This window comes from Streptomyces sp. CNT360 (assembly GCF_000424785.1).
This window is the reverse complement of sequence record NZ_KE384245.1, coordinates 111,569-124,869: the sequence shown is the minus strand read 5'-3', so window position 1 is coordinate 124,869 and position 13,301 is coordinate 111,569. Positions and strand designations below refer to the sequence as shown.

General features: G+C 72.7%; 10 protein-coding genes and 2 tRNA genes. 1 reads left to right on the top strand and 11 read right to left on the bottom strand.

Annotated elements, in window-relative coordinates:
* Positions 1–733 precede the first annotated feature (733 nt).
* The 5 genes from H297_RS44665 to H297_RS0129790 form a co-directional block, all read right to left on the bottom strand.
* Positions 734–2,539 (bottom strand): ComEA family DNA-binding protein, encoded by a 1,806-nt coding sequence (locus tag H297_RS44665; protein ID WP_486589723.1) that lies wholly within the window; start codon positions 2,537–2,539, stop codon positions 734–736.
* A 196-nt stretch (positions 2,540–2,735) separates the two neighbouring features.
* A complete protein-coding gene (locus H297_RS0129805; protein WP_027740033.1) occupies positions 2,736–3,581 on the bottom strand; it encodes a DegV family protein in 846 nt (281 codons plus the stop codon).
* Positions 3,582–3,612: 31 nt separating this feature from the next.
* The gene (locus tag H297_RS39160; protein WP_051352289.1) at positions 3,613–4,386 is read right to left on the bottom strand and encodes a hypothetical protein; all 774 of its coding nucleotides are present in this window, start codon (positions 4,384–4,386) and stop codon (positions 3,613–3,615) included.
* Between the two features lie 115 nt (positions 4,387–4,501).
* The gene (leuS, locus tag H297_RS0129795; protein ID WP_027740032.1) at positions 4,502–7,375 is read right to left on the bottom strand and encodes a leucine--tRNA ligase; all 2,874 of its coding nucleotides are present in this window, start codon (positions 7,373–7,375) and stop codon (positions 4,502–4,504) included.
* 392 nt (positions 7,376–7,767) lie between these two features.
* Positions 7,768–7,840 (bottom strand) — tRNA-Ala (locus H297_RS0129790).
* Positions 7,841–7,987: 147 nt separating this feature from the next.
* Between H297_RS0129790 and H297_RS39155 the strand changes: the two genes are divergently transcribed.
* Positions 7,988–9,418 carry a glycosyltransferase 87 family protein gene (locus H297_RS39155; RefSeq protein WP_051352288.1) on the top strand — a complete coding sequence of 477 codons (1,431 nt, stop codon included), beginning with the start codon at positions 7,988–7,990 and terminating at the stop codon, positions 9,416–9,418.
* On the opposite strand, the gene H297_RS0129780 is transcribed toward H297_RS39155, so the two are convergent.
* The 6 genes from H297_RS0129780 to rsfS form a co-directional block, all read right to left on the bottom strand.
* Positions 9,397–9,630 carry a hypothetical protein gene (locus tag H297_RS0129780; RefSeq protein ID WP_019358162.1) on the bottom strand — a complete coding sequence of 78 codons (234 nt, stop codon included), beginning with the start codon at positions 9,628–9,630 and terminating at the stop codon, positions 9,397–9,399. The two genes, H297_RS39155 and H297_RS0129780, sit on opposite strands and share 22 nt — an antisense overlap.
* Positions 9,631–9,637: 7 nt before the next feature.
* On the bottom strand, positions 9,638–9,832 hold the full coding sequence (locus H297_RS44660; protein ID WP_078514818.1) for a hypothetical protein: 195 nt from the start codon (positions 9,830–9,832) through the stop codon (positions 9,638–9,640).
* A 670-nt stretch (positions 9,833–10,502) separates the two neighbouring features.
* Positions 10,503–10,850: a hypothetical protein gene (locus H297_RS43845; RefSeq protein WP_027740031.1), complete on the bottom strand. Its 348-nt coding sequence runs from the start codon at positions 10,848–10,850 to the stop codon at positions 10,503–10,505.
* Between the two features lie 1,131 nt (positions 10,851–11,981).
* Positions 11,982–12,054 (bottom strand) — tRNA-Ala (locus tag H297_RS0129765).
* A 96-nt stretch (positions 12,055–12,150) separates the two neighbouring features.
* Positions 12,151–12,804 carry a histidine phosphatase family protein gene (locus H297_RS0129760; RefSeq protein ID WP_027740030.1) on the bottom strand — a complete coding sequence of 218 codons (654 nt, stop codon included), beginning with the start codon at positions 12,802–12,804 and terminating at the stop codon, positions 12,151–12,153.
* Positions 12,801–13,277, bottom strand: coding sequence for a ribosome silencing factor (rsfS, locus tag H297_RS39145; protein WP_037795724.1), 477 nt, complete (start codon positions 13,275–13,277; stop codon positions 12,801–12,803). Before rsfS ends, H297_RS0129760 begins: the two co-directional genes overlap by 4 nt.
* Between the last annotated feature and the right edge of the window lie 24 nt (positions 13,278–13,301).

Genomic DNA, 13,301 nt, shown 5'->3' with positions numbered 1-13,301 from the left:
GTCCGCAGTCGGGTTCGCGCGCCGTCGCCGGCCACGAGAGTGACCACGTCGGCAGGGACGACGACCGACCCGGGCGACTGCCGCGCGCCATGCACCCGCGGCCGCGACATCCGGGGGTCTCCCGTGACGACGACCTCGACGGTGGCGTGCGCCTGCTGCTTCGCCACCGCAGGCACCGGACCTCTGTGCAGGTCGGCGGCGTGCAGGGCAGCGCTGCCACCTGCCGCCGCCGCGCACAGCAGGCAGGCCGCCGCGCCGATGAGCAGCGTCCGGGCTCCACGACGGGCGCGGGCAACACCGGGCGCCGGGGCGGTCCGGCCTCGGCTACGGTCGGACTGACACGGACTGCGGCCCGCCGTGACGCCGCGATCCGCTGCGGGGCCGCTGCCCGCTGCGGGCTCCTCTCGGCGCGCTCGGGTGCCCTCCGGCTCACCACGCCTGCCCCGCAGCGACAGTGCCACCAGGAGGAGCCCCGCCAGGCCGCACAGGGTGACGCCGACCGCGGCCTGCGCGCCCGAGGCGCCAAGGGCTGCCGCAGCCGCCGCCCAGGCCGCCAGCGCGGGCCCGACGAGGCGTAGGTCCTGCGGCTGTCCGGACGGCTTCTCCGCCTCGCCGGGCGAGCCGCGTGGCAGAGCCCGACGCGGCCGCACGGCGGGGGGCGGCGCCACGTCCGGTCCGGGCGGGCGCAAGTCCGGTCCGGGCGGGCGAGGGGCGCCGGCCACCGGTTCGGGGGTCACGGGGACACCTGCGGTTCGATGTCGGCGAACCGCTTCTCGCCGATGCCGTTGACCTGCTTGAGCTGGTCCACCGAGCTGAAGCCCCCGTGCTCGGTGCGGTAGTCCACGATGTGCTGGGCCAGTACCGGCCCGACCCCGGGCAGGTTCTCCAACTGCTCGGGAGTCGCCGAGCTGAGGCTGATCGGCGCCGCGGGGGCACCGCTCGCACCTCCGGAAGCAGCTCCCCCTGTGGCGGTTCCGCCCGGGGCGGCGGCCGGTGGGGCACCGTCCTTCCCGGGCTCGCCCACCACGATCTGTTCTCCGTCCACCAGCAACCGCGCCTGGTTCAACCCCCGGGTGTCCGCTCCCTTACGGAGCCCGCCGGCGGCCTCCAGCGCGTCGGTCACCCGCGACCCGGCGGGCAGCCGGTGCACGCCCGGGTCGTGCACCTTCCCGGAGATGTCGATCACAAGCTGCTTGCCCGAGGACGGGCCGGCGGAGGCACCCTGGGCACCGCCTGCCTGCGTCCCCCGACTCCCAGGCATCGGGGAGGCGCCCGGGGAGTGCGCCGTGGAGCCGGCGTCTCGGGCGGTACCGGAACTGGGAACCGCGACCCCCTCGGGCTCCCCCGCCCAGAAGTGGTGCACGGCGAAGCCGACGGCGACCAGCAGGACGAGGGCCAGCGCCACGAGTGTCTTCGGCTCGACCCCGCAGCGCAGTCGTAGCCACACCGGCAGCCGCTCCTCCAGCGCCAGCCCCCAGCGCTGCCGCAGCGGCAAGGGCTTCTCCGTCTCGCGCTCGCTGCCCTGCCACCGGTCCACGGGGTCCGTGAAGAAGCCACCGCCCACCCTCTCGGGTTCGGATCCGTCCTGCGGTCCGAACTCGGCCCCGTACTCGTGCTCGTCCTCTTCCTCCGCCTTCGACCGGTGCCCGCCCGCAAGATGCTCCGCCGGTGCCTGCCGCCGAGCGGACTGCGCCCGTTCCTCTTCCTGCCGGGCCCTGTGCTCCCCACCGTCCGTGGCCCAGCCCCACCGCTCCCGTTCGCGCTCCCCGCAGCCCGGATTCTCCCCATCCCGGTCGTCCAGGTCCCGTTTCTCCCGGCTGCGCATGACAGCCGCGCGGGCGGCGGCGACGGCCTCGGCCCGTGGCATGACCGGTGCGCCGTCCACGTCGGGAGACGGCCGCTCCACCATCGGCCTGGTCCGGGTGGCGAGCGTCGGCGCCGCGAGCGCGTCATCGAGGGGCGGCGTCCTGGGCGGGGCGACGTCCGGGGAAGGGGCCGAGCCGCCGGGAAGCATGCGGCCGGCAGGGACGTCGAGACCGCTGGGAGACACCATGGTGCCGTGAGCTGCCGGAACGTCCGTCGGGGAGATCTCCTCGTGGTGCGGCGCCGGTCCCGCGGGGCGCGGCGTCCCGGTGGGCTCCCGGTCCGCGAGGAGCGCCTGGGCGCGGACGGCGGCACCCCCGCCCGGCCGGGACTCCGACCGTCGTGAGCCGCGCCGCGGCAGGCGGTGGCCCTCCCCTCGTCCCGGCCCGCTTCCCGCGCTGCCGTGCGGACCTTGCGGCGGGCGCCGTCGCGAGGGCGGGCGGGACCGCGGACCGCCGCGGCCGTCATCGGCTGCGACCGTCCCGTCGTCCCGTGGTGCCCGGATCGGCTCGGCTGACGGGCCGTCGTGGTCGGTGGGTGACGTTCCTGCCGTCCTGGCACCCGGCCCGCCCCTGTCCACGGCCCCTGCCGCGTGCCGCGCGGTTTCCGTCGGCCCCGCCGCCCAGCCCTCGGCCCCCGCGGAGCCGCCTTCGTACCGTCCGGAGAATTCGCTCATGCCAGGGACGTTAGGCAGCCGCAGGCATTCGCAGTGATCTTGCTCGATTGCTGTGGACAAGCCGCGGGCTGTGGACAACTCGCTCACTCACACGAGGGGCTTGCACCTCGGCCCGCGCACTCCCGCCCCCACCTACCTCACCCGCGGCCCACTTCTCTCCCCCAATTCTCCTGCCCCGCACCCGCCCCGAGGCCCCTCACCTCACGGAGAGCACGGCCCCGAGCAGCCCCGGCCCGGTGTGGGCGCCGATGACGGCGCCCACCTCACTGACGTGGAGCTCCCGCAGGCCTGGCACCCTCTCACGGATGCGCTCGGCGAGCCGGTCGGCGCGTTCGGCGGCAGCCAGGTGGTGCACGGCGATGTCGACCCGGGCGTCACCGGCCCGCTCCACCACGATCTCCTCCAGGCGTGCGACGGCCCTGGAGGCGGTGCGGACCTTCTCCAGCATGCCGATCCGGCCCTCGGAGACCTCCAGCAGCGGCTTGACGGCGAGAGCCGACCCCAGCAGCGCCTGTGCCGCCCCGATCCGGCCTCCCCGGCGGAGATAGTCGAGCGTGTCGACATAGAAGACCGCGGAGGTGCCCTCGGCACACTTCTCCGCAGCGGCCACGGCCTCGTCCAGGGAGCCGCCCGCCTCGGCGGTCTCGGCGGCGGCCACGGCGCAGAAGCCGAGGGCCATCGCGACGACCCCGGTGTCGACGACCCGCACCGGCACGGGCGCCTCTTTCGCTGCCAGCAGGGCCGCGTCGTAGGTGCCGGAGAACTCGGACGACAGGTGAAGGGAGACGATCCCGTCCACCCCGGCCTCGGCGGCGGCGCGGTAGGAGCGCGCGAAGGTGTCCGGGCTGGGCCGCGAGGTGGTCACGGGCCGGCGCTCGCGCAGGGCGGCCGCCAGCGAGCGCGCGGAGATCTCCGTGCCCTCCTCCAGGGCCTGGTCACCCAGGACGACGGTCAGCGGCACGGCCTCGATCCGGTGCCGCCGCAGGGCCGCGGGCGGCAGGTAGGCGGTGGAGTCGGTGATGATCGCGAGGCGGCCGTGCATGGAACGGAGCGTATCGGGCGGCGGACGGGGCTCAGGAGGCGCTGCGCGGGGAGCGCTTCTCGAACGGGTGCCGGGACCGCCTGCGGCTGTCGGCGGCCGGATCGGCCGTCGGATCGGTCAGCGACGGGTCGAGCCCCTGCTCGGAGGGGCCCAGCGCGCGCCGGTCCGAGCCTGCATCCTCCGAGGCGGAGGACGCCGAGGGGGACGACGAGGAGCTGCGCGTCCGGTCACCCGCGCCGCCCGAGTCGGTCGAAGCGGCGCTCGCCGGCCCCGGCGTCCAGTGCCGCAGCGCGCCGGACTCGATGTCGATCTGGTCGCGGAGCGCTGCCAGCCCCTCGGCGTCGAACCGGCGTGCCCGGTCCTGCGCGGCGAAGCGCAGCGAGTCCGCGGACTCCTTGATGCGGCGCATCCGCTCGCGTGCCTCCGGAAGGTCGGCGCTCAGCCGGGCGCGGTCCGGTTCGTGCTCCATCAGCAGCCGCAGCTCGCCGTCGAGCTGGCGGGCATGGTCGTGGAGCCGGTCCAGCAGGTGGAGGGAGTCGGCGAGCCCCGCATCCTCTCGGACACCCGCCTCCAGCGCGGCACGCGTGCTGTCGATGGAGGCGCGCAACTCCAGGCGGATGCGGGCGGCTTCGCCGACCGGCCCGGGCTGCACGGAGCGCGCCTTGAGCGCGGTCTCCTCGACCGAACGCCGCATGTGCGCGCCGGTGCGCTCGACGCCTCTCGCGACGGCCCGCACGGTCACGAGAGTGCCGCAGATGAGGACGGCCAGCACGAGCACCAGCCCGATGACGAGTCCCACGTCCACAGGTCGCTCCTCCGTCGGTCGCTCCCACCGTCTCCGTCCAGCCTAAACGCGCGGGGGCGGCCCAGGGTTCCAGTCGAACCCCGAACCGCCCCGGGAACGTCCCGTAGGGGTCCGCTCAGGCGGGGACGATGTTGACCAGCTTCGGCGCCCGGACGATCACCTTGCGCACCCCTGCGCCGCCCAGGGCCTTGACGACCACCGGCTCGGCCAGGGCAGCAGCTTCCAGGTCCGCATCGGAGACGGAGGGCGAGACCACCAGCCGCGCCTTGACCTTGCCCTTGATCTGGACGACGCAGGTGACGGTCTCGTCCACCAGATACGCGGGGTCGGCGACCGGGAACGGCTCGTAGACGACCGTCTCCTCGTGGCCCAGCTTGCGCCACAGTTCCTCGGCGACGTGCGGGGCCAGCGGGGCGATCAGCAGCACCAGGGTCTCGACCACGGAGCGCGGCACCTCGCGCAACTTGGTGACGTGGTTGTTCAGCTCCGTGATCTTGGCGATGGCGGTGTTGAAGCGCAGCCCGGCCATGTCCTGCGTGACGCCGTCGATGGCCTTGTGCACGGCGCGCAGCGTGGCCTCGTCCGGCTGGGCGTCCACGACGGTGACCGCTCCGGTCGCCTCGTCCACGGCGTTGCGCCACAGCCGCTGCAGCAGCCGGAACTGGCCGACGACCGCGCGGGTGTCCCAGGGCCGGGAGACGTCCAGCGGGCCCATGGCCATCTCGTACAGGCGCAGCGTGTCGGCACCGTACTCACTGCAGATCTCGTCCGGAGTGACCGCGTTCTTCAGGGACTTGCCCATCTTGCCCAGCAGCCGGCTGACCTTCTCGCCCTGGTAGTAGTACGCGCCGTCGCGCTCCTCCACCTCGGCGGCCGGTACGGCGATGCCGCGCGCGTCCCGGTAGACGTACGCCTGGATCATGCCCTGGTTGAACAGCTTGTGGAACGGCTCGACGGACGAGATGTGTCCCAGGTCGTGCAGCACCTTGGACCAGAACCGCGCGTACAGCAGGTGCAGCACGGCGTGCTCCTGGCCGCCCACGTACAGGTCGACACCGCCGTGCGGCATGCCCTCGCGCGGGCCCATCCAGTAGCGCTCGGCCTCCGGGTCGACCAGCTTCTGCTCGTTGTGCGGATCCAGGTAGCGCAGCTCGTACCAGCACGAGCCCGCCCAGTTGGGCATGGTGTTGGTCTCCCGGCGGAACCGCCGCGGGCCCTTGCCGTCCCCCAGGTCCAGCGTGACGTGGACCCACTCCTGGTTGCGGGACAGCGGTGTCTCCGGGGAGGCGGTGGCGTCCTCCGGGTCGAACGTGCGCGGGGAGTAGTCCTCGACCTCCGGCAGCTCCAGCGGCAGCATCGACTCGGGCAGGGCGTGCGCGATGCCGTCCTCGTCGTAGACGATCGGGAACGGCTCGCCCCAGTAGCGCTGCCGGCTGAACAGCCAGTCGCGCAGCCGGTAGTTGACCGTACCCTCACCCAGGCCGTGCCCCTCCAGCCAGCGCCGCATCCGCTCCTTGGCCTCGGCCACTCCCAGGCCGTCCAGGCTGATGTCCTGGTTGCTGGAGTTGACGATGGCGGCCTCGTACGAGCTGAACGCGTCCGCCCAGGCCGACGGGTCCAGGCCGCGGTCGTCGCTCGGCTCGACCACGCAGCGCATCGGCAGCTCGAAGGCGCGCGCGAACTCGAAGTCGCGCTGGTCGTGCGCGGGGACGGCCATGATCGCGCCGGTGCCGTATCCCATCAGCACGTAGTCGGCGACGAAGACCGGAATCTGCTCCTGGTTGACCGGATTGGTGGCGTAGACGCCGGTGAACACGCCGGTCTTGTCCTTGGCCTCCGCCTGACGCTCCACGTCGGACTTGGCCTCGGCCTGCGCGCGGTAGGCGGCGACGGCCTCGGCGGGCGTCGCATACCCGCCCGTCCACGCCTCCCGCGTGCCCTCGGGCCACACCTCTGGGACGACCGACTCGACCAGCGGGTGCTCGGGGGCCAGCACCATGTAGGTGGCGCCGAACAGGGTGTCCTGGCGGGTGGTGAAGGCATCGATGCCCGCGTCCCCGACGGGGAAGGAGATCCGGGCGCCCTCGCTGCGGCCGATCCAGTTGCGCTGCTGCAGCTTGATGGCCTCGGGCCAGTCCAGTTCGTCCAAATCCTCCAGCAGGCGGTCCGCGTACGCGGTGATCCGCATGTTCCACTGGCGCAGCTTCGCCTTGAAGACGGGGAAGTTCCCGCGCTCCGAGCGGCCGTCGGCGGTGACCTCCTCGTTGGCCAGCACGGTGCCCAGCCCGGGACTCCAGTTGACCGGGGCGTCCGAGGCGTACGCCAGCCGGTACTCGCCCAGCAGGTCGGCCCGCTCCCGCTCGTTCAGCTCGCGCCACGCGGCCCAGCCTCCAGGGGTCTCCCGCGTGCCGGAGGCGAACTGCTCGACCAGCTCCTCGATGGGACGTGCCCTGCGTGCCTCGGCGTCGTACCAGGAGTTGAAGATCTGCACGAAGATCCACTGGGTCCAGCGGTAGTACTCCGGGTCGATCGTCGCGAACGACCGGCGCTGGTCGTGGCCCAGGCCCAGCCGGCGCAGCTGGGCCCGCATGGAGACCATGTTGGCCTCGGTGGACGTCCTCGGGTGCGTGCCCGTCTGGACGGCGTACTGCTCGGCGGGGAGCCCGAACGCGTCGAAGCCCAGGGTGTGCAGCACGTTGTGCCCGGTCATGCGGTGGTAACGGGCGTGCGCGTCGGTCGCGATGTAGCCCAGCGGATGTCCGACGTGCAGCCCCGAACCCGACGGATACGGGAACATGTCCATGATGAACTTCTTGGGCCGGGCCGCCCGCGCCGGCTCGCCGCCCAGCGGGCCCTCGCCGGGGTTGGGCGCCTCGTAGGTGCCCTGCTTCTCCCAGAAGTCCTGCCAGCGCGCCTCGATGTCGGCGGCCAGCGCCGCCGTGTAGCGATAAGGGGCCGCGGTCTCGGCGGCGGTGGTCGTCTCGCTCATCGTCCTCAAAGCTCCATCGGTCGTCTCTGCCCAGCGCCCTTGAAATGAAAAAACCCCTCGCACAGGAGGGGGAGCCGCGCCGATTCCGGCCCGCGGAGAAGGGACCGGCAGTGGTTCAGCGCGGCTCGCTAAGCAGAAGGCGTACGGCACGCATGAAGCTCAGGGTACCCCACGACGAAAGCCCCCCACCCTTGCACCCCGAGCCTCCAGGTGAAAGAGGAACGCCCAGGCCGCTGAAGACAGAGGGACACCCCGCCCTGACGAAGACGGGCACCCCTCTCCGAGGGGGTGTGGGTGGCAAAGCCCCAGCCACGCGCGGCGAAGGCCGCGCAAAAACAAAGGAAGCGAGATGGCTCACGCACACCGTGAGCACACCTCGCCTCTCGCTTACGTGGAGCTAAGGAGAATCGAACTCCTGACCTCTTGCATGCCATGCAAGCGCTCTACCAACTGAGCTATAGCCCCGGGGGTGATCCGCCGGGGTCTTCCCCGCAGCGGCTCCGCCAGCTTACACGGGGTCCACGGTGTTCTGCCAAATCGGTTTCCGCGGCTCTCATCGCTCCAGGTGCGGCCCGCCCTCTCCGGCTGCCGGAGGGCCGGTACTGTCGGCCCGTGAGCACGCTGCAACAGGTCGCCGAAGGCAAACGAGCACCGGCGCTCAGGGCGTATCTGCTGCGCAGACCGGTCACGCTGGCGCTCGCCCTGTGCATGGTCTCCTTCGCGGCATTCTGGGCGGCACAGCGCACGGCGGGCGCCTCGATGATCGACCTGATGGTCTACCGGGCCGAGGGCTGGACCGTGCGCAACGGCTACGACCTGTATGCGATGCGCGCCACCCACGCCGACCTTCCCACCACCTACCCGCCGTTCGCCGCGCTGCTGTTCATACCGCTGACGCTGCTGGGCGTGGCCGACATGCGCGCAGTGGCCACCTTCGCCAACCTCGGCCTGCTGGTCGTGCTCGTCCATCTCACGCTGCGGCTGCTGGGCCGCCCGCTGCGTGCGCCCCGTGCCGCTGCGGCCCTGGTCGTCGCGTCCGTGGCCGTGTGGTGCGAACCGGTGTGGACGACCCTGCGCTACGGCCAGATCAATCTGCTGCTGGCCGTGCTGGTGCTGTGGGACCTGACACGGCGGCCCGGGCACCGCTGGGCGGGGGTGGGCATCGGTGTCGCCGCGGGCATCAAGCTCACCCCGGCACTGTTCGCGGTTCTCCTCGCCCTGTGCGGGCTGGCCCGCGGGTACCGGCAGATGCGCCGTTCGGGCAGCGCCGCCCAGCTGTGGAACCCGTGGCTGCGGCAGGCCGCTGTCGCAGCCGCGACGTTCCTGGGCACCGTGGCGCTGTCCGCGCTGGTGCTGCCGCACGATTCGCGGCGCTTCTGGGGCGAGGTGGTCTTCCACTCCGGCCGCGTCGGACGGACGGAGATCACCGACAACCAGTCGCTGAGCGGTGTCGTGGCTCGTGCGCTGCACACCGGTGATCCAGGAGGACCGTGGGCGGCTGCCGCCCTGGTGGTGGCGGTGCTGGGCCTGGGCACCGCCGTGGCGGCCACGCTGGCGGGACCGCGGCGGCTCCCCCACGCCCCCGCCTGGGGCGCCGTCGCCTGCGCGGTGACGGCCCTGCTGATCAGTCCGATCTCCTGGTCGCACCACTGGGTGTGGTGTGTGCCGTTGGTACTGCTGCTGGGCGCGGAGGCGCACCACCGCATGGGCCGCTGGTGGCCGGCTGCGGCGGCGGCCATCGGGCTGGTGTTCTGCTCGTACGCGCTGTGGTGGGTGCCCCGCGACGCGGACGCCGCGCGGGCGCCCGAACTGCACCAGAGCCCCGGCCAGATGCTGCTGTCCGCCTGCTACCCGCTCACCGGAACGGCGTTCCTCGTCCTGACGGCGGTACTCGTACTGCGCGCCCTGTGGAAACGGCGCCCGGACGGAGCGGCGGGGGCGCACCGGGCGGGCGTCCCACAGGTGGGTGCGGGGGCGCGTGCGGCGGTCAGGACGGCGCGGGCCGACCGCGCCGCGTGGGGTCAGGCGGTCGCGAAGGAGTAGAACCGTTTCAGGGTGCAGTGGGCCTCCAGAAGGCGGCCGTAGATCGGTTCGCCGTCCAGCTCCCGGTACGTCTCGATCGGGTCGCCCTTTATGATCAGCGCCCGCGCACAGTCCTCGCACCAGTACTGGTACGCGCTGTTGACCGGTTCCATGTCGCGCACGATCGGGGTGCCACTGCCGCACCAGTCGCACTTCCTGCTGTGGGCACCCATCGCTCACTCAGCTCCAGATGTGGCCGCAAGCCGTGCACACGTAGGACACTCCTCCATTGTCGCCGAGCACTTGGGCGACGTTTACCGAACCACAGGACGGGCACTGCAGGTTGTCCGGGGCACCCGAGGGGTGCTCCTGACGGGGCCGGGGGTGTGCGACCGCGGGCTCGGTGGCGTCCTCGCCGAGGACCGTCGCCGGCATCGCACTCGTCCCTCCCCTTGGCCTTCCCCCTTCCAGCCGTCACGATTCTGCCACGTTCCGTCGCCTGGACTAAGGCCCGGTCAACGATCTCCCCCCTGTCCCCCGCGTGCGCCCTCCCGGCCCCTGCGGGAGGGACCCGCCAGGGCGGCCAGCAGTCCGGCCAGGGCACCGGCGAGCATGCCCGCAACCGCCCCCCGCAGGTGACGACCAGGGCCGCGCCGAGGCGGCAGGCCCTGCGGCGAGCCCCAGGTGCGAGGAAGACCGCCCCGGAGAGGGCCACTCCGCTCACCATGCCGAACTGGGCCGTGGTCACCAGCAGACCACTGGCGTCGGCCGCCTCCGCCCGACCGCACCTGCGCCGGCGCACGGGCCGGCACCGGCTTGTACGAGAGCGACATACCCACCCCGAGAACAGCCACACGGGCGAGGAACCACCCACCGCCGTCCTGGCCGAACCTCAGCAGTGCCGCGAGCCCCCGAAGGTGACCGCGGCCCCCGCGAAACCGACAGCAGGCAGCCGAGGGTGCCCGGAGGCGGGCAGGCGGCGCCAGACCGTGCCGACCACGGCGAACGCCGGCGCCATCGGCACCACCGACAGCCCCGCGCAGTGCGAAGAGCCCCGGTCCGCTCTGCAGGTGCAGCACCAGCATGGTGCCGACGTTGACCGCCATCATGCAGAAGACTCGTACGACGGGCCGTCTGCATGCCGGGCGCCCGCAGCACCCGGGGCGCGACCAGCGCCTCCCGTCCCGCCGGGCCAACCGCGCCCGTACCGGGCGAAGACCGGCACCAGCAGTCCGCTCCACGCCAGCGCGGCCCACCCCCACAGCGGCCACTTCTGCTCGCATCCGAGCACCACCGGAACGGTGAACAGCACCAGTACGACGGCCAGCAGCGCGAGCCCGGGGTCGAGTGCGCGGCGCTCCTCCGCTCCGCAGTGGGCCTCCCCGCGCACGCCTACCAGCCCAGGGCTGACGGCCAGCAGGAGCAGCCCCACCGGGACGTCGAGCAGGAACACGGCCCGCCGCCCCCAGCCGAACAGGTCGGCACCGATCAGGACGGCGCCGAATATCTTGCCCGGCAGCCGCTCCCGTGCCGAGTACCGCGGCGTAGAGGCCCAGCGCGCGGGCCCGGGCCAGCCCGGTGAAGGTGCGCTGGATCAGGCTCAGCACCTGCGGCAGCATCACGGCACCACCACCGGCGCCCTGGGGCGACCGGAAGGCGATGAGCGCACCGGCGGTGGTCGCCGGGCCACAGGCACGCGAAGCGGCCGTGAAGAGGGCCGGCCCGGCGAGGAAGACCCGGTCGTGGCCCAGCAGGGCGCCGAGCCGGGCGCCGGTGATCAGCAGTACCGCGTAGGCGAAGGTGCAGCCGGCGACCACCCGCTGGAGACCCGCGCCCGAGGCGTTCGAGGTCCACGCGCAGTTCGGGGGCGGTCACGTGGACGATGAAGCTGTCCAGCAGCGCCATGAACCGGCCGACGAGCACGATCGCCAGCAGCCACCCGGGGCGCGGCCCTCGGCGGACGGACGGCCGGGAGCCACCGGCTCGGGTGGCGTGTGCGGAGCCGTTGTCAGTGGCGTCGGCTTCACTGAAGACTCGACGGGTGCTGCGAACCCGCGGCTGCTGCGCGGACTTGTGGGCGAGGGGGTGTGTGTCATGGCAGGCAGCCTGCGCGGGACCGGGCCCCGCCTGCGCAGAGCCCGGCGACGCAGAGGTAGCAATGCATCGGCGGGAAGCGCTTCTGGACCCGGGCCGCAGGAAGCACTGCCGCACCTGCAGCAGAGTGCGGCGGAGGTCAGGAGCGGCGGACGTCGGGAACCGAGCGCTGTGCTGTGCGAGTTGGACGCGCTCGTGCGACTGGGCGCGTGGAGGGATGCCGAGGCGCCGTTGTTGCGTGTCGAGCCACTGCTACAGCGGGTCGAGTCCTCCCGACACGCGCGCCGTCTACGTTCCTCGCTGCGGATCGTCGGCAGGGAGGCGCCGGAAGGGCTGGCGGATACGGCGCGGGAAGGTGCTGCGGCAGCATGGACGCAGAGAAGCCCCCTGGCCCGGGGGCGCGGGTGGCGAAGCCCCCGCCACGCGGGGCGAGGCCGTGCAGAGACAAAGGAGGCGAGGGTGCTCATGCACACCTCGCCTCTCGCTTGCGTGGAGCTAAGGAGAATCGAACTCCTGACCTCTTGCATGCCATGCAAGCGCTCTACCAACTGAGCTATAGCCCCGCGCTCCGGCGCCTGAGCGCCGCGAACGAGTAGCAGCTTAGCGGGTGGCCAGGCCGAATGAGAAATCGGCTGCGCGACCACCCGGTTCGGTGCCGTTCAGTCGTCGTCCCCGAGTACGGGTTCGGGCAGGCTGCCCGCGTTGTGTTCCATGAGCCGCCAGCCCCGCACCGTCTCACCGAGGACGGACCAGCTGCAGTTGGAGAGGCCGCCGAGCGCCTCCCAGGTGGGCGCGGGCAGTCCGATGAGCCGGCCGATGGTGGTGCGGATGGTGCCGCCGTGACTGACGACGACGAGAGTCCCGCCGTCCGGCAGCTTGTCGGCGCTGCGCTCGACGACGGGGGCCGCCCGGTCCGCGACCTCCGTCTCCAGCTCGCCGCCGCCGCGCCGGACCGGCTCACCCCGCTTCCAGGCCGCGTACTGCTCACCGTAGCGGGCCACGATCTCCTCGTGGGTCAGCCCCTGCCAGTCCCCCGCATAGGTCTCCCGCAGGCCCTCGTCGTAGGTGACGTCGAGCCCGGTGAGGGCCGCCAGCTCGGTGGCGGTGACCACGGTGCGCCGCAGGTCGGAGGCGATGATCGCGTCCGGGCGCAGCGCGGCGAGCAGCCGGGCGGCACGGCGGGCCTGGTCGAGCCCGGCGTCGGTGAGCGGGATGTCGGTCGTGCCCTGGAACCGGCGTTCGAGGTTCCACGCCGTCTGCCCGTGCCGCCACAGAACGATCTTGCGGTTCCGGACCGCTGCCGTGCCGTTCAGCGCAGCTCTCCGTCCAGCTCGTCCGCCGGGTCTGCCGGGCCCGTCGGGTCCTCCTCGGAGGAGCCCCCGGCCGCCTGTGCGTGCTCGGCGCCCTTGCCGCGGGTCGCCTTGGCGTCCTCGGGCAGCTCCAGCTGGGGGCAGTCCTTCCACAGCCGCTCCAGGGCGTAGAAGACGCGCTCCTCGCTGTGCTGGACGTGGACGACGATGTCGACGTAGTCGAGCAGCACCCAGCGGCCCTCCCGCTCGCCCTCGCGGCGTGCGGGCTTGGCACCCAGTTCTTTGAGGAGCCGCTCCTCGATCTCGTCGACGATGCCCTTGACCTGCCGGTCGTTGGGTGCGGAGGCGAGGAGGAAGACGTCGGTGAGGGCGAGCACATCGCTGACGTCGTAGGCGACGATGTCGTGGGCGAGCTTGTCGGCCGCCGCCTGTGCGGCGACGTCGATCAGCTCGTGGGAACGGTCCGTGGCGGTCACAGGCGAGGCTTTCGGGTCGGAAGC

Bases quoted from the DNA above. Each gene is read 5' to 3' on its own strand.
- H297_RS44665 (WP_486589723.1), bottom strand. From the start codon at position 2,539: ATGAGCGAATTCTCCGGACGGTACGAAGGCGGCTCCGCGGGGGCCGAG.
- H297_RS0129805 (WP_027740033.1), bottom strand. From the start codon at position 3,581: ATGCACGGCCGCCTCGCGATCATCACCGACTCCACCGCCTACCTGCCG.
- leuS (WP_027740032.1), bottom strand. From the start codon at position 7,375: ATGAGCGAGACGACCACCGCCGCCGAGACCGCGGCCCCTTATCGCTAC.
- H297_RS0129780 (WP_019358162.1), bottom strand. From the start codon at position 9,630: ATGGGTGCCCACAGCAGGAAGTGCGACTGGTGCGGCAGTGGCACCCCG.
- H297_RS44660 (WP_078514818.1), bottom strand. From the start codon at position 9,832: ATGCCGGCGACGGTCCTCGGCGAGGACGCCACCGAGCCCGCGGTCGCA.